The following is a 19,672-nucleotide window of genomic DNA, read 5'->3' on the forward strand; positions in this document are numbered from 1 at the left end:
ATTCCTACAACTCTACCCGCGTAGAAATTTTGTGCGGGTAGTCTGAAGGAACCTGCTCAGCACCACACACCGGGAGTGCCAGTGGCACGCGTCGTAGTCGACGTCATGCTCAAGCCGGAGATCCTCGACCCCCAGGGCCAGGCGGTGCAGCGCGCACTGCCGCGACTGGGTTTCGAAGGGATCTCGGACGTCCGCCAGGGAAAGCGATTCGAACTGGAAGTTGACGGGCCGGTCGACGAGGCCGCGCTCGCCCGTATCCACGATCTTGCGGAATCCTTCCTCGCCAACACCGTGATCGAGGACTTCACCGTACGGGTCGAGGAAGTCGCGGAGGCCGCGAAGTGACCGCTCGTATTGGCGTCGTCACTTTCCCGGGCAGCCTCGACGACCGGGACACCCAGCGCGCGATCCGCGTCGCCGGCGCCGAACCCGTCGCCCTCTGGCACAAGGACAAGGACCTCAAGCAGGTCGACGCCGTGGTGCTCTGCGGTGGTTTCAGTTACGGCGACTATCTGCGTGCCGGCGCCATCGCGCGCTTCTCGCCGGTCATGGACACCGTCATCGACCAGGCCAAGGCCGGTCTGCCGGTGCTCGGCATCTGCAACGGCTTCCAGATCCTCACCGAGGCGCACCTGCTCCCCGGCGGGATGCTGGGCAACGACCACCTGCACTTCATCTGCCGCGACCAGAAGCTGCGGGTGGAGAACGCGGACACCGCCTGGACCACCGACTACACGGCCGGCCAGGAGATCCACATCCCGCTGAAGAACATGGACGGCCGCTACGTCGCCGATCGGCGGACGCTGGACGAGCTGGAGGCCGAGGGCCGCGTCGCCTTCCGCTACCTGGACTTCAACCCGAACGGCTCGCTCAACGACATCGCCGGCATCACCAACGCCGCGGGCAACGTCGTCGGCCTGATGCCGCACCCCGAGCACGCCGTCGAGTCGCTGATCGGTACGGGCCGTACCGATGGCCTGCCGTTCTTCACGTCGATCCTCAAGAAGCTGGTCAACGCATGAGCAGGACGCCCCTGGACACGGTCGAGCACGCGGCCGCGACCCCCGACGTCGAGCTGCCCTGGGCCGAGCTGGGCCTGAAGAAGGACGAGTACGAGCGGGTGGTGGAGATCCTCGGCCGCCGCCCGACCGGTGCCGAGCTCGCCATGTACTCCGTGATGTGGTCCGAGCACTGCTCGTACAAGAGCAGCAAGGTCCACCTGCGCCAGTTCGGCGAGAAGGCCCCCGAGTCCGACGCCCTCCTCGTCGGCATCGGCGAGAACGCCGGTGTCGTCGACGTCGGCCAGGGCTACGCGGTCACCTTCAAGGTCGAGTCGCACAACCACCCGTCGTACGTCGAGCCCTACCAGGGCGCGGCCACGGGTGTCGGCGGCATCGTCCGCGACATCATCGCCATGGGCGCCCGCCCGGTCGCGGTCGTGGACCCCCTGCGTTTCGGCGCCGCCGACCACCCCGACACCAAGCGCGTCCTCCCGGGCGTCGTCGCCGGCATCGGCGGCTACGGCAACTGCCTGGGCCTGCCCAACATCGGCGGCGAGGTCGTCTTCGACGCCTGCTACCAGGGCAACCCGCTGGTCAACGCCGGAGCCATCGGCGTCATGCGGCACGAGGACATCCACCTGGCCAAGGCCTCCGGGGCCGGCAACAAGGTCATCCTGTACGGCGCCCGCACCGGCGGCGACGGCATCGGCGGCGCGTCGATCCTGGCCTCCGAGACCTTCGACGACGCCAAGCCGTCGAAGCGCCCCGCCGTCCAGGTCGGCGACCCCTTCCAGGAGAAGCTCCTCATCGAGTGCACCCTGGAGGCGTTCCGGGAGAAGCTGGTCGTCGGCATCCAGGACCTCGGCGCGGCAGGCCTGTCCTGCGCCACGTCGGAGCTGGCGTCGAACGGCTCCGGCGGCATGCGCGTCACCCTCGACGACGTCCCGCTGCGCGACTCCACGCTCTCGCCCGAGGAGATCCTCATGAGCGAGTCGCAGGAGCGCATGTGCGCCGTCGTGGAGCCGGAGAAGGTCGACCGCTTCCTCGAGATCTGCGACAAGTGGGACGTCATCGCCACCGTCATCGGTGAGGTGACCGACGGCGACCGTCTGGAGATCTTCTGGCACGGCGGCAAGATCGTCGACGTCGACCCGCGCACCGTCGCCCACGACGGCCCGGTCTACGAGCGCCCCTACGCCCGCCCCTCCTGGCAGGACGAGCTCCAGGCCGACGACGCAGGCAAGCTGCCGCGTCCGGGGACGGGCGAGGAGCTGAAGGACCAGGTCCTGAAGCTGGTCGGCTCGCCCAACCAGGCCTCCAAGCAGTGGATCACCCAGCAGTACGACCACTTCGTGCAGGGCAACACCGTCCTGGCCCAGCCCGAGGACTCCGGCATGATCCGCATCGACGAGGCTTCCGGCCTCGGCGTCGCGATCGCCACCGACGGCAACGGCCGCTACGCCAAGCTGGACCCGTACACGGGCGCGCAGCTGGCCCTCGCGGAGGCGTACCGCAACGTGGCGACGACCGGTGCCAAGCCGCTGGCCGTCTCCGACTGCCTGAACTTCGGCTCGCCGGAGGACCCGGCGGTCATGTGGCAGTTCGCGGAGGCCGTGCGCGGTCTCGCGGACGGCTGCCGGCAGCTCGGCACCCCGGTGACCGGCGGCAACGTCTCGCTCTACAACCAGACGGGCGAGGCCGCCATCCACCCGACGCCGGTGGTCGCGGTCCTCGGCGTCATCGACGACGTGGCTCGCCGCACCCCGGTCGCCTTCCAGGAGGAGGGCCAGCTGCTCTACCTCCTCGGCGACACCCGCGAGGAGTTCGGCGGCTCGGCCTGGTCGCAGGTGGTCCACGACCACCTCGGCGGCCTGCCCCCGAAGGTCGACCTGGAGCGCGAGCGGCTGCTCGGCGAGATCCTGATCTCCGCCTCCCGCGACGGCATGATCGACTCCGCGCACGACCTGTCGGACGGCGGTCTGATCCAGGCGGTCGTCGAGTCGGCCCTGCTGGGCGGCAAGGGCGCGCGTCTGGTGGTGCCCGACGGGCTGGACGCGTTCACCTTCCTGTTCTCCGAGTCGGCCGGCCGCGCGATCGTCGCCGTGCCGCGCTCGGAGGAGGTCCGCTTCAACGACATGTGCGGCGCCCGGGGCCTCCCGGTCACCCGCGTCGGCGTCGTCGACGGCGACACGGTCGAGGTGCAGGGCGAGTTCGCCCTCACCCTCACCGAACTGCGCGAGGCCCACGAGGCGACGATCCCGGCACTGCTGGCCTGATCGTCCCGCCCTCGCGCCGAAGCCCCCGCACGGTTCGCCGTGCGGGGGCTTCGGCGCGGAAGCGGCCGGACGCCGCCGAAGCGCTCGCCGTACTCGGCCACCCGGTACGGACCCGCCCGCTGTGCAGGACAGCAGCAGGCCGGGGGGACCGGAGGGGGTCTGCACCAGCGGGTCGGACCCCTCAACGGCCGCGTCGGCCCATCGGCACCGCGGCATGCGCGGCCCCCCTCGCGGCGAGGAGTCCGACGCCCCGGTCCGGCTCCGGCCACGCCCGACCGACCGACCGCCTAGGCTGCCGCCATGCCACCGGCCAAGAAGCGCACCCGCTCCTACGACCCCGCCAGGACCCGCAACGCCGTCCTGGCCCAGTTCGGGAACGTGCGGGCGGCGGTCCGCACCCTCACCCCGGAGCAGCTCGCCCTGCCGACGCGGCTCGGCGACTGGACCGTACGGGAGCTGGTCGCGCACATCGGGATGGCGCTGACGGCCGTGGACCGGCTGCTCGACGAGCCCGAGCCCGCGCGACAGGACGCGCGGCCGTCCGACTGGCCGTCCGCCATAGCCGCCGACGCGGACGCCATCGCCGGCACCGCGCGCCGGCTCGCGGCGGACCACCCCGACCTCGACGCCCACCTCGCCGACGTCGAGCAGCGCTTCACCGCCCGGCTCGACGCCCACCCGGGTGGCAGGCTGCTCCCCACCAGCGCGGGCGCCCTGACGCTGGCCGACTACGTCGTCACCCGCACCGTCGAACTCGTCGTGCACACCGATGACCTGAACGCCGCCGTCCCCGGCCTGGACATCCCGTTCGACCGTCAGGCCCTGGCCGCCTGCACGCGACTGCTGGCCGACGCGCTCGCCGAGAAGGCGCCCGGGGGTTCCACGGAGGTGCGCGTGCCGCCGTACGCGGTCGTGCAGTGCGTGGAGGGACCGCGGCACACCCGGGGCACCCCGCCGAACGTCGTCGAGACCGACCCGCTCACCTGGATCCGGCTGGCCGGGGGACGGACGGCCTGGCGGGACGCCGTGGCCGACGCCCGGGTCAGCGCCGGCGGGGAGCGGGCGGACCTCGGACCGTATCTGCCGCTGCTGGGCTGAGCCCGGGCGGAGGGGAACCGTCCGCTCCCGGGTCCCGTCGAATCGGCATGTACAGGCAGAAGCACAAGCAGCGCATGACCCTGACGGCCGTCGCGGTGCTCGCCGTCCCGCTCGCGGCGGCCTGTGGCAGCGAGAAGGCGGGCGCGGGCAGCGGTGCCGCCGAGCCGGCGGCACCGGTCACCGGCATCCGCTGGAGCATCGACAGCGTCACCGTCGACGGCAGCACCCGGAGCGCCCCCGACGGCGCGCACCTCACCGTCGACGACGACGGCGGCGTCGAGGGCACCTACGGATGCAACCTGTTCAAGGGCCGGGCCACCTTCGAGGGCGACCGGATCCGGCTCGGCGACCGGGACACCACCCTGCGGGCCTGCGAGAAGCAGGTCATGGACCTGGAGGACACCCTCGCCCGCATCCTCGGCGACGGCGCCCTGAGGACCGAGGTGGCCGGCGGCCGTCTCACCCTCACCACCGGGAGCGGCGACACCGTGCGCCTCAGCAGGGCCGAGGACAGTCCGCTGTACGGCACCGAGTGGACCGTCACCACCCCCGCCGCAGACCGGCGCGCCCACCTCACCTTCGACAAGGAGGAGGGCACCGTCGCCGGCAGCCTCGGCTGCAACCACGTGAACGCCGAGGCCACCGTGCGCGACGGCCGTATCACGCTCGGCGTGCCCGGACTGACCCGAATGATGTGCGAAGACTCACTCATGGACAGCGAGCGAGCCCTGACCAAGCTGTTCAACGGCACCGTGAGCTACCGAATCGAAGGCCAGACCCTCACGCTGACCAGCGAGAACGGCACCAGTGTGCGGGCCGTCGCCCAGCGCTGATCCACCTCGGGGGCCGTATCCCGCATTCGGACCAGTGGTCGGTCTCGCCTACACTCGGAGACGTGCCACGTGGTGACGGACGACTCAACCACGACCTGCTCCCCGGTGAGAAAGGCCCCCAGGACGCTTGTGGCGTCTTCGGTGTCTGGGCTCCGGGCGAAGAGGTCGCCAAGCTCACGTACTTCGGGCTCTACGCCCTCCAGCATCGGGGCCAGGAATCCGCGGGAATCGCGGTCAGCAACGGCTCCCAGATCCTCGTCTTCAAGGACATGGGCCTCGTGTCCCAGGTCTTCGACGAGACCTCTCTCGGTTCGCTCCAGGGTCATATCGCGGTCGGACACGCCCGCTACTCGACCACGGGTGCGTCCGTGTGGGAGAACGCCCAGCCGACGTTCCGCGCCACCGCGCACGGATCCATCGCGCTCGGTCACAACGGCAACCTGGTCAACACGGCGCAGCTCGCCGAGATGGTCGCCGAGCTCCCCAAGGAGAACGGCCGTGCGCCCAAGGTGGCGGCCACCAACGACACCGACCTGATCACCGCCCTGCTGGCCGGCCAGCGCGCCGCCGACGGCGAACCGGTGACCGTGGAGCAGGCCGCGCACGTGGTCCTGCCCAAGGTCAGGGGCGCCTTCAGCCTCGTCTTCATGGACGAGAACACCCTGTACGCGGCCCGCGACCCGCAGGGCATCCGTCCGCTGGTCCTCGGCCGCCTGGAGCGCGGCTGGGTCGTCGCCTCCGAGTCCGCCGCCCTCGACATCTGCGGCGCGAGCTTCGTGCGCGAGATCGAGCCGGGCGAGTTCGTCGCCGTCGACGAGAACGGTCTGCGCACGTCGCGATTCGCGGAAGCAAAGCCCAAGGGCTGTGTCTTCGAGTACGTGTACCTGGCCCGCCCGGACACCGACATCGCCGGCCGGAACGTGTACCTCTCGCGCGTCGAGATGGGCCGCCGGCTCGCCAAGGAGGCCCCGGTCGAGGCCGACCTGGTCATACCGACCCCGGAGTCGGGCACCCCGGCCGCCATCGGTTACGCGGAGGCGTCCGGCATCCCCTTCGGCGCCGGCCTGGTCAAGAACGCGTACGTCGGCCGTACGTTCATCCAGCCCTCGCAGACCATCCGGCAGCTCGGCATCCGCCTGAAGCTGAACCCGCTCAAGGAAGTCATCAAGGGCAAGCGCCTGGTCGTGGTCGACGACTCGATCGTCCGCGGCAACACCCAGCGCGCCCTGGTCCGCATGCTCCGCGAGGCGGGCGCCGCCGAGGTCCACATCCGGATCTCCTCGCCGCCCGTGAAGTGGCCCTGTTTCTTCGGCATCGACTTCGCCACCCGCGCCGAGCTCATCGCCAACGGCATGACCATCGACGAGATCGGCACCTCGCTGGGCGCCGACTCGCTGGCGTACATCTCCATCGACGGCATGATCGAGGCGACCACCATCGCCAAGCCGAACCTGTGCCGCGCCTGCTTCGACGGCGAGTACCCGATGGAGCTGCCCGACCCCGAGCTCCTCGGCAAGCAGCTCCTGGAGACCGAACTGGCCGCCGGCACCGCCGCCCCGGCCGCGGTCGACGCGATCCGCCGCCCGTAAGCCCTGACGGACGACACGAAAGCTCTCACAGTCATGTCCCAGAACACTGGTGCCAGCTACGCAGCGGCGGGCGTCGACATCGAGGCGGGCGACCGCGCGGTCGAGCTGATGAAGGAGTGGGTGAAGAAGACGCGGCGCCCCGAGGTCCTCGGCGGCCTCGGCGGATTCGCCGGCCTCTTCGACGCCTCCGCCCTCAAGAACTACGAGCGCCCCCTGCTCGCCTCCGCCACGGACGGTGTCGGCACCAAGGTCGACATCGCGCGGCAGATGGGCGTCTACGACTCCATCGGCCACGACCTGGTCGCCATGGTCATGGACGACATCGTGGTGTGCGGCGCCGAGCCGCTGTTCATGACCGACTACATCTGCGTCGGCAAGGTCCACCCCGAGCGCGTCGCCGCCATCGTCAAGGGCATCGCGGAGGGCTGTGTGCTGGCCGGATGCGCTCTGGTCGGCGGTGAGACGGCCGAGCACCCGGGGCTGCTGGGTCCGGACGACTTCGACGTCGCCGGCGCCGGTACGGGCGTCGTGGAGGCCGACCGGCTGCTCGGCCCGGACCGCATCCGTACGGGTGACGCGGTGATCGCCATGGCGTCCTCCGGACTTCACTCCAACGGCTACTCCCTCGTCCGGCACGTCCTGCTGGACCGGGCGGGGCTCGCGCTGGACGCCCGGATCGACGAGCTCGGCCGGACCCTCGGCGAGGAGCTGCTGGAGCCCACCAAGATCTACTCGCTGGACTGCCTGGCGCTGATCCGCACCACCGAGGTGCACGCGTTCAGCCACGTCACCGGCGGCGGGCTCGCGGCCAACCTGGCGCGTGTCATCCCCGACGGCCTGCACGCGGTCGTGGACCGCTCCACCTGGACCCCCGCACCGGTGTTCGACCTGGTCGGCCGGACCGGTTCGGTCGAGCGGCTGGAGCTGGAGAAGACCCTGAACATGGGCGTCGGCATGATCGCGATCGTGCCGCAGGAGTCCGTCGAGGTGGCCCTGGCCACGCTCGCCGACCGCGGAGTGGACGCCTGGGTGACCGGTGAGATCACCGACCGCGGCGAGCACACCACGGGCGCGGCCCTCGTCGGTGACTACGCGAACTGAGCGCCGGGACGCTGCCCGCGCGATGCACGGGCGGGCAGCACACCGGGTGGTGAGAGCCGTTCCGCGGTCCCGGGCAGCACTGAACCCGGCCGGTGACCGAGGTCACCCACCGGGTTCATGCTCAGCGCAAGGTCAAGCGCCGCGACGCTGTTGCGAGGACGGGCCGTCCTCGTCCTCGTCGTCGTCCTCATAGAGGTCGGCGTACCGTGCGTACAGGTCGTCGTCTTGCTCATCGTCCTCGAAATGCTCACCGTTCGGTGGCGGATTCGTAGGCGATGCACCCAGCTCCTCGGCCAGGCGTGAGAGGTCAGTCCCACCGCTGTTGTACTTCAGCTGGCGGGCGACCTTCGTCTGCTTGGCCTTGGCCCGGCCGCGCCCCATGGCTCGACCCCCTCAACGACGGGGCTCGACGGCCCCAGAGTCTTGACACGCGTTCATGGTCCAGAACGGACTCTCCGCGGAGAGACCGGTCCGTAGGGCTCCCACGGTACCTGAGCCCGCGCCCATACGGTACGTCGCCCGCATGACGTGCCTGTGCCCGGGACCGTCGAGGTGCCCTGTCCTCGCTGGTCAATCGCGATTTTAGCCACTTATCGCCGGTCGACCCGCCGAGGGAAGTGAGAGTTCTCTCCAAGTGCCCGCCGACGGGTACCGCTCAAACGTGCGAGGGTGGCCCGAGCCGGCCGCCCTCGCACACGTCAGCGCACCGGGCGCGCCTCCGCCATCCGCTGCTCGGCGATCCGGTCGGCCGCGGCGGCCGGCGGAATTCCGTCCTCCTTCGCACGTGCGAATATGGCGAGCGTGGTGTCGAAGATCTTCGACGCCTTCGCCTTGCACCGGTCGAAGTCGAAGCCGTGCAGCTCGTCGGCGACCTGGATGACACCGCCGGCGTTGACCACGTAGTCCGGCGCGTAGAGGATCCCGCGGTCGGCGAGGTCCTTCTCGACACCCGGGTGGGCGAGCTGGTTGTTGGCCGCGCCGCAGACCACCTTGGCGGTCAGCACCGGCACGGTGTCGTCGTTCAGCGCCCCGCCCAGCGCGCACGGGGCGTAGATGTCCAGGCCCTCGGTGCGGATGAGCGCCTCGGTGTCGGCGACGGCCGACACGCCCTCCGGGTGCCGGTCGAGGATCCGCCGCACGGCGTCCTCGCGCACATCGGTGATCACGACCTCGGCGCCCTCCGCCCGCAGGTGCTCCACCAGGTGGTGGCCGACCTTGCCGACGCCCGCGACGCCGACCTTGCGGTCCCGCAGCGAGGGGTCGCCCCACAGGTGCTGGGCTGCGGCCCGCATGCCCTGGTAGACGCCGAAGGAGGTGAGCACCGAGGAGTCGCCCGCGCCGCCGTTCTCGGGGGAGCGGCCGGTGGTCCAACGGCACTCGCGGGCCACCACGTCCATGTCGGCCACGTAGGTGCCGACGTCGCAGGCGGTGACGTACCGGCCGCCGAGCGAGGCGACGAACCGGCCGTAGGCCAGCAGCAGCTCCTCGGACTTGATCCGCTCCGGGTCACCGATGATCACGGCCTTGCCGCCGCCGTGGTCGAGACCGGCCATGGCGTTCTTGTACGACATCCCGCGCGCGAGGTTCAGCGCGTCGGCGACGGCCTCCTCCTCGGAGGCGTACGGGTAGAAGCGCGTACCGCCGAGGGCGGGGCCGAGGGCGGTGGAGTGGATGGCGATCACGGCCTTGAGGCCGCTGGCACGGTCCTGACAGAGCACGACTTGCTCGTGTCCCCCCTGGTCCGAGCGGAACAGGGTGTGCAGGACGCCGTCAGATACGTCGGTCACTGTGGTGACTCCTGAGTAGTTGCGGCGGGTGGGGTCGGCTCCCGGTGGTCCCCCCACGCTTGTGGCAAGGGGGAGGCGGCGGGGGCTGTGGCATGAGAGTAGATCCTTCCGCGTCCGACGGCGGCACCGTGTCCGAGATCACCTCCGTCCGGAGTACCGCCGTGCGGCGATTTGCCTGGATTTCCCACCCGTCCGAGCGGGGGTCCGGCAGGTTTTCGCGGCGGCCCGCGGGGGAGGGAGCAGGCGTGCCCAAGGTGTCCTCGGTGATCGTCCCCTACGCGGCGTACCTGCGCGTGTACGAACCGCTGGCCGCCTTCCCGGAACCGGAACGCGGCCACTGGGCCCGTTACGCGCGCCGTCCCGACCGCCCCTCCTACCAGGATGAACTCCGCCGTTCGCTGATGGACCTGGCGCCCACCCCGCCGGTGCCGGTGCCGGTCCACGAGAGCGACGACGCGTTCGTCCTGGAGGCCGACGGCGTCGTCTGCGTGTGCCCGTGGCGCACCCGGCTGCGCGGCTGGCAGGCCCTGGGCGAGCTCGCCGAGGACTTTCCGCTGCCGGTCCTGGACGCCCTCCTGCCTCCGGTCGTACGGCACCAGGCCACCCAGGACTACGAACGCTGGCTCGCCGACCACCCCGACGCCCGGCCGTGGATCCGCACCGCGACCTGGCAGGTGCCGATCAACTGGTTCGTGCTGTTCGCGGACGACGAGCGGGAGTACGACAAGGGCTCGGCGGACGAGGCGCCCGTGCTGCGCTACCGGACCCCCATGGTCCAGGCCCGCCGACGGGTGGCGCGCGGGCTGCGCGCGCTGCGCGACGCCATGGAGGAGAGCCTGCTGATCGACGGTCTCGTGGATGTCGGGCGCTGGCTGGAGGAGTTCCATCCGCGCTCGCTGGTCGAGCTGGACTACGGCGGACTGGTGCACGCCCTGCCGGCCGGCGCGCTCGAGGGCGACCATTCGGCGGCGGACGTGGCCGAAGGGATCGCGGCGCTGCGGCGCGGTGACGGGGAGGGTGCGGGGGAGGCTTACGGGCGTCTCGTGGAGCGCTGGCGGGCGGTGCGCGACCTGCGCTCGGCGAACTGACGTTTGACCAAACGCCCTTCTTGGGGTTTTGTCTTCGCCTTGAGGTGCCTGAGGTTCTGTCAGTGCGGGCCCGAGAACGGACGTAGATGCCGATCCGGGCGTATGTCCCAAGCGCGTCAAGCGTGACGGACCGCACTTACGCGGCCCTTGCGCCCCTTGCCCACCCTCATGCCAAAATAGGACAAGGAGTCCGGGGAGGGCTCCTCCGTCCTGCTGTGCTCGACTATGGGCGGAATCTCAGCATTGCCCGCTTTGGGGGGTCTGGTGACTCCTGATCGCTGCTGTGACTGATCGTCACAGCGACGTGACTGTCCGCTATGGCACGGTCCATCGGCTTCCGCGGCTGATGAACACCTGGGAGGGCAATTCCATCGGTTTGGCCGACGTGGCTGGACAGATGGTGTAGTTGTAGTGCCGAGGACAAGCCGTTCGTCCTATAACCGACTCGACTCGCGTCCGCCATTTCGGGCAACGCGGGTCAAGGTGCAGAATTTAGAGGAAAGAACCGAGAAGGTTCGGTTCTCCCGAGGAGGCCGCTCATGACCGCTCGCACCCCTGATGCCGAGCCGCTGCTGACCCCGGCTGAGGTCGCCACCATGTTCCGCGTCGACCCCAAGACGGTCACGCGCTGGGCGAAGGCAGGCAAGCTCACGTCGATCCGCACGCTCGGCGGGCATCGCCGCTACCGCGAAGCCGAGGTCCGCGCACTGCTCGCGGGCATTCCGCAGCAGCGCAGCGAGGCCTGAACATCCGCATGAACCGGGCAGAACCGACTGGTCCCCCACTGGTCGGGACGCCCGGGAGCACTGGCTCCAAGCGACGCGGGGACTGCCCCAACAGGCCCCTCGCCCAAGCCGATCAGAGCTTTCCAGGCAACTGAACAAGGGTGCGTCGTCGATCGCGCTGGACTCCGCCGGGTCCAGCGCGATCTTTTTTGTGCGCTGGTGAGGGGCCGGCGGTGCCCGTCGGCGGACCCGGGAGACGGTCTGTGCGCGGGCTTGTCGGACTCTGGGGGCGGCTGGTGGGATCGTCCCGCCCGCCGGTCGTGCCGACCCCTCCGAGTGGTGCAATTGCACATATTAAATTGACCTGTTGTAGGAGGGGTGTAAGTGCCGCACCTCTCAAAACTGATGCGGTGACACCCGTCACATACCAGTCGGCTTGTTGAGCCTGTGGCATATGCGCTAGAGGGAACGGGCGTTGGGCGCCGGTTGTTCCCGGCCGGGTTCGGGCGAGCCGGAGGGAGAGTCCAGCGCCAGCCGCAACAGGCGGTGGCAGATCGGGCAGTGACGTGTCAGATGCCGGTAGGACGACGCGGCCGACAGGTGCGCACGGAGCAGGGCCCGCGTCTCGTGCCTAGCCGATGCCGCCATACGCCACCTCCAGGAGGCCCCACGGAGTCGTGCCCTGCTTCCTGAGGTACCGAGGGACGGCGAACCCGTCAAGACGGCACGAGGGGCACTGAGAGGCGCACAGCGCCACGGTGGCACGGAGACCGGGCTGGAAGCCTGGGTTCCCTCCCGGGCGGCCCACGGAATGCTTCGGGGTCCGGGTACGACGAAGGCCCGCGGTCCCTTTGCGGGCGCGGGCCTTCGAGATGATGCGGTCCTGACGGGATTTGAACCCGCGGCCTCCACCTTGACAGGGTGGCGAGCACTCCAAACTGCTCCACAGGACCAGGTTTCGCAGCGCCATTCCTGCGTTGCGCTGCGAGAAGGACTGTACAGGAGGGTGAGCCCACTGGTCGAACTCACCCTGCGTGCCGACCCCGTTACGGCACCGCCGCGTCGATCGCCTTCACGATCCGCTTGTCCGACACCGGGTACGCCGTGCCGAGCGCGTGGGCGAAGTAGCTGACCCGCAGCTCCTCGATCATCCAGCGGATGTCCAGCACCTGCCGCGGAACGGGCCGCCCCTGCGGCATCTGCTCCAGCAGCCAGGCGTACTCGTCCTGCATCTCGTGGACCTTGGCCATCCGCGTCGAGTCCCGTTGCACGTTCGCCGCCATCTGCTGCAGCCGGCGGTCCGCGGCCACCAGATACCGCATCAGGTCCGGCAGCCGCCGCAGCCCCGCCTCCGTGACGAAGCCCGGCCGTACGAGGCCGTCCAGCTGCTTGCGCACGTCCTGGAGGTTCTGGAGGAGCGCAGGGCTCCGCACACCCTTCAGGCGGCGCTCACAGGCCTGCCACGCGGCCAGCACCTGCTGCACCCGGTCCACCGCGCGGACCGTCGTGTCGACGATGTCCGCGCGGACCTTGTCGTACAGCTTCCGGAACGACTCCTCGTCCCACACCGGACCGCCGAAGTCCGCGATGAGCTTGTCCGCCGCGGCCGTCGCGCAGTCCTCGAACAGGGCCTGCACGGAACCGTGCGGATTCGCGGACAGCGCCAGCTTCTGGGCGTTCGTCAGCTTCTCGGATGCGAACTTCGCGGGGTTCACCGGGATACCGAGCAGGATCAGCCGCCGGGTGCCCTTCCACATCGCCTCCGCCTGCTCGGCCTCCGAGTCGAACAGCCGGACCGAGACCGAGTCGCCGTCGTCCACCAGGGCCGGGAACGCCTTCACCGGCTGACCGGCCCGACGCGTCTCGAACACCTGGGTGAGCGAACCGATCGTCCAGTCCGTCAGCCCCTTGCGCTCCAGCGACTCGCCGCCCTGGCGCTGCGCCGTCGCGGCGGCCGCCTGGGACAGCGCCTTGCGGGCCTTCGGCCGCAGCCGGAGCTTCAGGGCCTGAAGGTCCTTGTCCTCGGCGAGTTTGCGGCGCCGCTCGTCGACAATCCGGAACGTCACCTTCAAGTGGTCGGGAACCCGGGACCAGTCGAAGTCCTCCGCCTCGAAGGGCACCCCGACCATCCGCTTGAGCTCACGGGCCATGGTCACCGTCAACGGCTCCTGCAGGGGCACCGCACGCTCCAGGAACGCCTTGGCGTAGTTCGGCGCCGGCACGTAGTTCCGCCGGATCGGCTTGGGGAGCGAACGGATCAGCTCCGTGACGACGTCCTCCCGCAGACCCGGGATCTGCCAGTCGAAGCCCTCGTCGGTCACCTGGTTCAGCACCTGCAGCGGGATGTGGACCGTCACACCGTCGGCATCCGCACCCGGCTCGAACTGGTACGTCACCCGGAACTTGAGCGGGCCCTGCCGCCAGGAGTCGGGATAGTCGGCCTTGGTGACCGCCTCCGCCGACTCGCGGATCAGCATCTCCCGCTCGAAGTCGAGGAAGTCCGGCTGCTCGTGCCGCTTGCGCTTCCACCACGAGTCGAAGTGCGCGCCCGACACCACATGCTCGGGGATCCGCTGCTCGTAGAAGTCGAACAGGGTCTCGTCGTCGACGAGAATGTCCCGGCGGCGCGCCCGGTGCTCCAGCTCCTCGACCTCGGTCAGCAGCCGCCGGTTGTCCGCGTAGAACTTGTGGTGCGTCCGCCAGTCGCCCTCCACCAGGGCGTTGCGGATGAACAGCTCCCGGGAGACCTCCGGATCGATCCGCCCGTAGTTCACCTTGCGCTGGGCCACGATCGGTACGCCGTACAGCGTCACCTTCTCGTACGCCATCACGGCCGCCTGGTCCTTCTCCCAGTGCGGCTCGCTGTACGTGCGCTTGAGCAGGTGCTCGGCGAGCGGCTCCACCCACTCCGGCTCGATCTTCGCGTTGACCCGCGCCCACAGCCGGGACGTCTCCACCAGCTCGGCCGACATCACGAACCGCGGCGGCTTCTTGAACAGCGCCGAACCCGGGAAGATCGCGAACTTGGCGTTGCGGGCGCCGAGGTACTCGTTGCGCCCGCCCTCCTTGCGGCCGCCGCCCGGACCGGAGTCCTTGGACTCCTTCACGTCCTTCATGCCGATGTGCGAGAGCAGACCGGACAGCAGCGACACATGGATGTGGTCCGCCGGGGCGTCCTCCTCGTTCAGACGGATGCCCATCTGCTTGGCGACCGTCCGCAGCTGCGTGTAGATGTCCTGCCACTCGCGGATTCGCAGGAAGTTCAGGAACTCCTGCTTGCACATCTGCCGGAACGACGACGAACCGCGCTCCTTCTGCTGCTCGCGGATGTACCGCCAGAGGTTGAGGAAGGCCAGGAAGTCACTGGACTCGTCCCGGAACCGGGCGTGCTGCTGATCGGCCTGGGTCTGCTTGTCCGCCGGCCGTTCCCGCGGGTCCTGGATCGACAGGGCCGCCGCGATGACCATGACCTCGCGGGCGCAGCCGTTCCGGTCCGCCTCCAGCACCATGCGCGCCAGCCGGGGGTCCACCGGCAGCTGTGCCAGCTTCCGCCCGGTCTGCGTGAGCCGCTTGCGGGGATCCTTCTGGGCCGGATCGAGCGCGCCCAGCTCCTGGAGCAGCTGGACACCGTCGCGGATGTTGCGGTGGTCCGGCGGGTCGATGAAGGGGAACTTCTCGATCTCCCCCAGGCCGGCCGCCGTCATCTGCAGGATGACCGAGGCCAGGTTCGTGCGCAGGATCTCCGCGTCCGTGAACTCCGGGCGGACCAGGAAGTCGTCCTCGCTGTACAGCCGGATGCAGATGCCGTCCGACGTACGGCCGCAGCGGCCCTTGCGCTGGTTGGCGCTGGCCTGCGAGATGGGCTCGATCGGCAGCCGCTGCACCTTGGTGCGATGGCTGTAGCGCGAGATGCGCGCGAACCCGGGGTCGATGACGTACTTGATGCCCGGCACGGTGAGGGACGTCTCGGCCACGTTGGTCGCCAGAACGATCCTGCGGCCGGTGTGCTGCTGGAACACCCGGTGCTGCTCGGCGTGCGAGAGCCGGGCGTACAACGGCAGCACCTCGGTCGACCGGTACCGCTTCTTGGTGAGCGCGTCCGCCGTGTCCCGGATCTCCCGCTCACCGGAGAGGAACACCAGGATGTCGCCCGGCCCCTCCGCCATCAGCTCCTCGACGGCATCGGTGATCGCCGTGATCTGGTCCCGGTCGGCGTCGTCGGAGTCCTCCTCCAGTAGCGGCCGGTACCGCACCTCCACCGGATAGGTACGCCCGCTGACCTCGATGATCGGCGCGTCGCCGAAGTGCCGGGAGAAGCGCTCCGGGTCGATGGTCGCCGACGTGATGACGACCTTGAGGTCCGGACGCTTCGGCAGCAGCTGGGCGAGATAGCCGAGCAGGAAGTCGATGTTGAGCGAGCGCTCGTGCGCCTCGTCGATGATGATCGTGTCGTAGGCGCGCAGCTCACGGTCGGTCTGGATCTCCGCGAGCAGGATGCCGTCGGTCATCAGCTTGATGAACGTGGCGTCGGGATTCACCTGGTCGGTGAAGCGGACCTTCCAGCCCACGGCCTCGCCGAGCGGGGTCTCGAGCTCCTCGGCGACGCGCTCGGCCACCGTGCGGGCGGCGATCCGCCGGGGCTGGGTGTGACCGATCATGCCGCGCACGCCCCGGCCCAGCTCCATGCAGATCTTCGGGATCTGCGTGGTCTTGCCGGAACCGGTCTCACCGGCGACGATCACGACCTGGTGATCACGGATCGCCTCGGCGATGTCGTCCCTCTTCTGGCTGACCGGCAGCTGCTCGGGGTACCGCACGTCCGGCACCCGGGCACGGCGCGCGGTCATCCGCTCCTCGGCCCCGGCGACCTCCGTCTCGATCTCGGCGAGCACGGCGGCGCGGGCCTCCGGCTTACGGATCCTGCGTGCGCCCTCGAGCCGCCGCCCGAGCCGGTGCGCATCGCGCAGCGACAGCTCGGTGAGACGGGAGGCAAGGGAGCCGAAGGCGGGGGCAGAGTGCGTAGACATACGGACTCCAGGATCTCATCCCGCGGAAATTCGCGGCCAACGATTTTGCCGGGGCACACAACAAGGCCCCGATCGAGGATCGGGGCCTTCGCTGTGGCTGGGGCCGGGGTCGAACCGGCGACCTTCCGCTTTTCAGGCGGACGCTCGTACCAACTGAGCTACCCAGCCGCGGTGTTTCACGTGAAACACCAGCGGTCCTGACGGGATTTGAACCCGCGGCCTCCACCTTGACAGGGTGGCGAGCACTCCAAACTGCTCCACAGGACCAAGCGTGTCGTACGACAGTGTCGCACAGGGTGGTGCGTGCCCCCAACGGGATTCGAACCCGTGCTACCGCCTTGAAAGGGCGGCGTCCTAGGCCGCTAGACGATGAGGGCTATCGGCCCGCCTGGGCGCTTCTCAGCGCGTCGGGGACGTGAGAAGCATATGGGATGGCGGGAGGGTTCGCCAAAACGGTTTACGGCGCGGTCGTCGAGGGGGTCCTGGCGGCGGGGGACGACGAGGTGACCGAGGGGGTGCCGGAGGGGGACGGCGGGGTGCTCGCGCCCGGCTGGTTCTCCTCGGGGAGGTGCCGGCTGACCTCCGCCGTCGTCAGGCCGAGACCGCCCAGTTCGATCGAGTCCCAGGCCTGGAGGCGGCGGGAGTCACGGTCGAAGTAGAGGATCGACGTCTCGATGGGGTCGGGATACTCGCCCTCGATGGCGCGCAGGCCGCTGCCGCCGGTGGAGCCCTCGATCCTGAGCCGGGTGCCGTACTGCATGACCTCGCTGTCCTCGCGGTGGAGGTGCCCGGCGAGGACCAGGGGGACGGTGCCGTCGACCTCACGGGCCGCGGAGGGCTCGTGGGCGACCGCGACGTCCACCGGGGTGCCGGCGGCGCGCTGGTCGCGCAGCGCGGAGGCGAGACGGGCCCCCGCCAGTTCCTGGGACTGCTCGGCCCCGTTCTTCTTCGAGCGGTCGGGGGTGAACTGCGGGTCGCCGATCCCGGCGAAGCGCAGCCCGGCGATGGTCCTCGCCCTGCCGTCGTCGAGCACGTGAACGTTCTTCAGGCCTTCGAGGTAGCGCTGGGTGACCTGTGAGTCGTGGTTGCCGCGGACCCAGACGTAGGGCGCGCCGAGGTCCTCGATGGGGTCCAGGAACCCGTTCTCGGCGGCGGTGCCGTGGTCCATCGTGTCGCCGGAGTCGACGATCACGTCCACCCGGTACTGCTCCACCAGCGAGGCGATGATCTTCCAGCTCGCGGGGTTGAGGTGGATGTCGGAGACGTGCAGGACCCGGATGGTGGTGGGGTCGGGCTGGTAGGTGGGGAGCGTGGACGTGGCGTCGTAGAGCTTGGTCACGTTGGTGACCAGGCGGGCCAACTCCTTCTGGTAGACGTCGAACTCGGTGACGATGCTGCGCGCGTCGCCGACGAGGGAGGGCGCGGAGGAGAGCAGGCCGGAGAACTTCGGCTCCAGGACGGAGTCGGGGTTCCAGGTGGCGAACGCGGTGCCGCCGGAGGCGGCCAGCAGGGTGAGGGCGAGTCCGCCGGCGGCGAGGGCGCGGCGGGGCCGGCGGTAGATGACCAGGCCGAGCGCCGTGGCACCGGTGACGACGGCGACGCAGGAGCGCACGGCGAGGTCGACGGTGCCGTGGGTGATGTCCCGGGCGACCTCCTCCTGAAGGCCGGAGAGGCGCTCGGGGCGGTCGACGAGGGCCTGGGAACGTTCGGGGTCGAGCTGGTCGACGTTGACGTCGAGACGCACGGGCGCGGTGTGGCTGTCGAGTTGCAGGGCGCCCAGGGGCGAGACATTGATCTTGGTGCCGCCGGTGAAGGAGGGGCGCAGGGTCATCGTGGTGTCCATGGGACCCACGGGGACACGGACGTTGCCGACCACGAGCAGGCCCAGCCAGGCGCCGAGGACGACCACCGCGACCAGCCCGAGGGCGCGTACCCAGGGGCGCGGCTGCGGGGCGAGGGCGGTCGTCGTGGGTGCGGGCCGGCGGGAGCGGTTGCGGCGGGTGAGGGCCCGCGGGACCCGTTGGATGCGGTGGACGGCGTTCATGACGGCGGAGGGGACGCGGGCCATTGGTCCCGTATGCCCAAGCCACGGTCCGGATATGCGGGTCTCCCGCGCATCTCGTACGGACGGCTCGTGCCCGACAATGGCTCTGTGCTGGAGATGACGCGCGAGACGTTCGAGGAGCTGGTCTCCGAGGCGCTGGACCGGATTCCGCCGGAGCTGATGCGGCTGATGGACAACGTCGCGGTGTTCGTCGAGGACGAGCCGCCGGCGGACGATCCGGAGCTGCTGGGGTTGTACGAGGGGACACCGCTGACGGAGCGGGGCGAGTGGTACGCCGGGGTGCTGCCCGACCGGATCACCATCTACCGGGGGCCGACCCTGCGGATGTGCGAGTCCCGGGAGGACGTGGTCGCCGAGACCGAGATCACGGTGGTGCACGAGATCGCGCACCACTTCGGCATCGACGACGCCCGGCTGCACGCGCTCGGCTACGGGTGAGCCGTTCGCGTGTCTTCTTGCGGGTGGCGGGAGTTGGGGTTGTTGACCCTGTACTCCGACCGGAGGTGGCCCCGTGCGCCGCTTGTACGTACCCGTCCGCCTGGCCGCCACCGTCGTGGCCGTCGCCGCTGCCGCCGGTTGTGTGAGCGTGGGTGACGACGGTGCCGGCCGGGGTGCCGGACCGTCGCACTCCGCGGGGCGGTCGGGCGGTGAGGCGCCGGACGGAGGAGCGGCGGGGCCGGGCGGCGGCGCCGGGTACGGCGCGGCGGCGGCCGACGGTGAGCGCGGCTACGGCGGCGAGGGCAAGGAACGCAAGGGCAAGGGGAAGAAGCGCGGGGCGGGGAAGCCTGCGCCGGGCGAGGCCTCGCCGTCCGCGGGGGCGAGCGGGTCGGCGCCGGCCGGCGGCGGCCCCGGCGGGCCTCCCGGACCGGCCCCGGACGACGGGCCGGTTCCGCCGGAGCCCTCCCGGACGCCGGACCCGGAGCCCACGCCGACGCCGCCCGAGCCGTCGGCCGAGCCGGAGCCGACGCAGGCGGAGCCGTCCTCGTCGGCGCAGCCGCCGCCGGGCACCCAACTGGCACAGCGGGAGCCGGCGCCGGAAGCGGGGGCGCCGGTCTAGAACAACCCTGTCGAGCACATCCGTG

At 70.3% G+C, this 19,672-nt stretch carries 16 protein-coding genes and 4 tRNA genes; 11 read left to right on the plus strand and 9 right to left on the minus strand.

The window, feature by feature from the left end; all coding sequences use genetic code 11:
• Positions 1-81 precede the first annotated feature (81 nt).
• The 7 genes from purS to purM all read left to right on the plus strand — a co-directional run bounded on the left by purS (position 82) and on the right by purM (position 7,898).
• Complete coding sequence (gene purS, locus ACZ44S_RS21670; protein ID WP_006133353.1) at positions 82-345, plus strand: phosphoribosylformylglycinamidine synthase subunit PurS; 264 nt, start codon at positions 82-84, stop codon at positions 343-345.
• Positions 342-1,022, plus strand: coding sequence for a phosphoribosylformylglycinamidine synthase subunit PurQ (gene purQ / locus ACZ44S_RS21675; RefSeq protein WP_466931437.1), 681 nt, complete (start codon positions 342-344; stop codon positions 1,020-1,022). Before purS ends, purQ begins: the two co-directional genes overlap by 4 nt.
• Positions 1,019-3,277, plus strand: a complete 2,259-nt coding sequence (gene purL, locus ACZ44S_RS21680; protein ID WP_190167212.1) for a phosphoribosylformylglycinamidine synthase subunit PurL — start codon at positions 1,019-1,021, stop codon at positions 3,275-3,277. The genes purQ and purL overlap by 4 nt, the downstream gene beginning before the upstream one ends.
• A 300-nt stretch (positions 3,278-3,577) precedes the next feature.
• A complete protein-coding gene (locus ACZ44S_RS21685) occupies positions 3,578-4,375 on the plus strand; it encodes a maleylpyruvate isomerase family mycothiol-dependent enzyme (protein ID WP_466931439.1) in 798 nt (265 codons plus the stop codon).
• A gap of 47 nt (positions 4,376-4,422) precedes the next feature.
• Positions 4,423-5,208, plus strand: a complete 786-nt coding sequence (locus ACZ44S_RS21690; RefSeq protein ID WP_466931441.1) for an META domain-containing protein — start codon at positions 4,423-4,425, stop codon at positions 5,206-5,208.
• 62 nt (positions 5,209-5,270) lie between these two features.
• On the plus strand, positions 5,271-6,797 hold the full coding sequence (purF, locus tag ACZ44S_RS21695; RefSeq protein WP_466931443.1) for an amidophosphoribosyltransferase: 1,527 nt from the start codon (positions 5,271-5,273) through the stop codon (positions 6,795-6,797).
• A gap of 33 nt (positions 6,798-6,830) precedes the next feature.
• Positions 6,831-7,898, plus strand: a complete 1,068-nt coding sequence (gene purM, locus ACZ44S_RS21700; protein ID WP_466931445.1) for a phosphoribosylformylglycinamidine cyclo-ligase — start codon at positions 6,831-6,833, stop codon at positions 7,896-7,898.
• A 132-nt stretch (positions 7,899-8,030) separates the two neighbouring features.
• On the opposite strand, the gene ACZ44S_RS21705 is transcribed toward purM, so the two are convergent.
• Together ACZ44S_RS21705 and ACZ44S_RS21710 are read right to left on the minus strand one after the other, a co-directional pair.
• Complete coding sequence (locus tag ACZ44S_RS21705; protein ID WP_466931447.1) at positions 8,031-8,279, minus strand: DUF3073 domain-containing protein; 249 nt, start codon at positions 8,277-8,279, stop codon at positions 8,031-8,033.
• A gap of 317 nt (positions 8,280-8,596) precedes the next feature.
• Entirely contained in the window at positions 8,597-9,685 is a 1,089-nt protein-coding gene (locus tag ACZ44S_RS21710) for a Leu/Phe/Val dehydrogenase (RefSeq protein WP_466931449.1), read from the minus strand.
• Between the two features lie 245 nt (positions 9,686-9,930).
• On the opposite strand from ACZ44S_RS21710, the gene ACZ44S_RS21715 reads away from it, so the two are divergent.
• Positions 9,931-10,773, plus strand: a complete 843-nt coding sequence (locus tag ACZ44S_RS21715; protein ID WP_466931451.1) for a DUF8083 family protein — start codon at positions 9,931-9,933, stop codon at positions 10,771-10,773.
• A 539-nt stretch (positions 10,774-11,312) separates the two neighbouring features.
• Entirely contained in the window at positions 11,313-11,519 is a 207-nt protein-coding gene (gene bldC / locus ACZ44S_RS21720; RefSeq protein WP_003949541.1) for a developmental transcriptional regulator BldC, read from the plus strand.
• Positions 11,520-11,957: 438 nt separating this feature from the next.
• Here bldC and ACZ44S_RS21725 read toward each other — a convergent pair whose 3' ends face one another.
• The 7 genes from ACZ44S_RS21725 to ACZ44S_RS21755 all read right to left on the minus strand — a co-directional run bounded on the left by ACZ44S_RS21725 (position 11,958) and on the right by ACZ44S_RS21755 (position 18,593).
• Positions 11,958-12,146 (minus strand): DUF6274 family protein, encoded by a 189-nt coding sequence (locus ACZ44S_RS21725; protein ID WP_190167220.1) that lies wholly within the window; start codon positions 12,144-12,146, stop codon positions 11,958-11,960.
• A 230-nt stretch (positions 12,147-12,376) separates the two neighbouring features.
• Positions 12,377-12,451, minus strand: a tRNA-Asp gene (locus tag ACZ44S_RS21730).
• A 93-nt stretch (positions 12,452-12,544) separates the two neighbouring features.
• Positions 12,545-16,525: an ATP-dependent RNA helicase HrpA gene (gene hrpA / locus ACZ44S_RS21735; RefSeq protein WP_466931453.1), complete on the minus strand. Its 3,981-nt coding sequence runs from the start codon at positions 16,523-16,525 to the stop codon at positions 12,545-12,547.
• Positions 16,526-16,619: 94 nt separating this feature from the next.
• Positions 16,620-16,693: transfer RNA gene (locus ACZ44S_RS21740), tRNA-Phe, on the minus strand.
• Positions 16,694-16,717: 24 nt separating this feature from the next.
• Positions 16,718-16,792 (minus strand) — tRNA-Asp (locus ACZ44S_RS21745).
• Between the two features lie 37 nt (positions 16,793-16,829).
• Positions 16,830-16,902 (minus strand) — tRNA-Glu (locus tag ACZ44S_RS21750).
• Positions 16,903-16,982: 80 nt separating this feature from the next.
• A complete protein-coding gene (locus ACZ44S_RS21755) occupies positions 16,983-18,593 on the minus strand; it encodes a metallophosphoesterase family protein (RefSeq protein ID WP_466931455.1) in 1,611 nt (536 codons plus the stop codon).
• Between the two features lie 84 nt (positions 18,594-18,677).
• On the opposite strand from ACZ44S_RS21755, the gene ACZ44S_RS21760 reads away from it, so the two are divergent.
• Both ACZ44S_RS21760 and ACZ44S_RS21765 read left to right on the plus strand, forming a co-directional pair.
• Positions 18,678-19,028 (plus strand): metallopeptidase family protein, encoded by a 351-nt coding sequence (locus ACZ44S_RS21760; RefSeq protein ID WP_190167223.1) that lies wholly within the window; start codon positions 18,678-18,680, stop codon positions 19,026-19,028.
• A gap of 73 nt (positions 19,029-19,101) precedes the next feature.
• A complete protein-coding gene (locus ACZ44S_RS21765) occupies positions 19,102-19,647 on the plus strand; it encodes a hypothetical protein (RefSeq protein WP_466931457.1) in 546 nt (181 codons plus the stop codon).
• The last annotated feature ends 25 nt before the right edge of the window (positions 19,648-19,672 follow it).

This window comes from Streptomyces malachitofuscus (genome assembly GCF_055571035.1).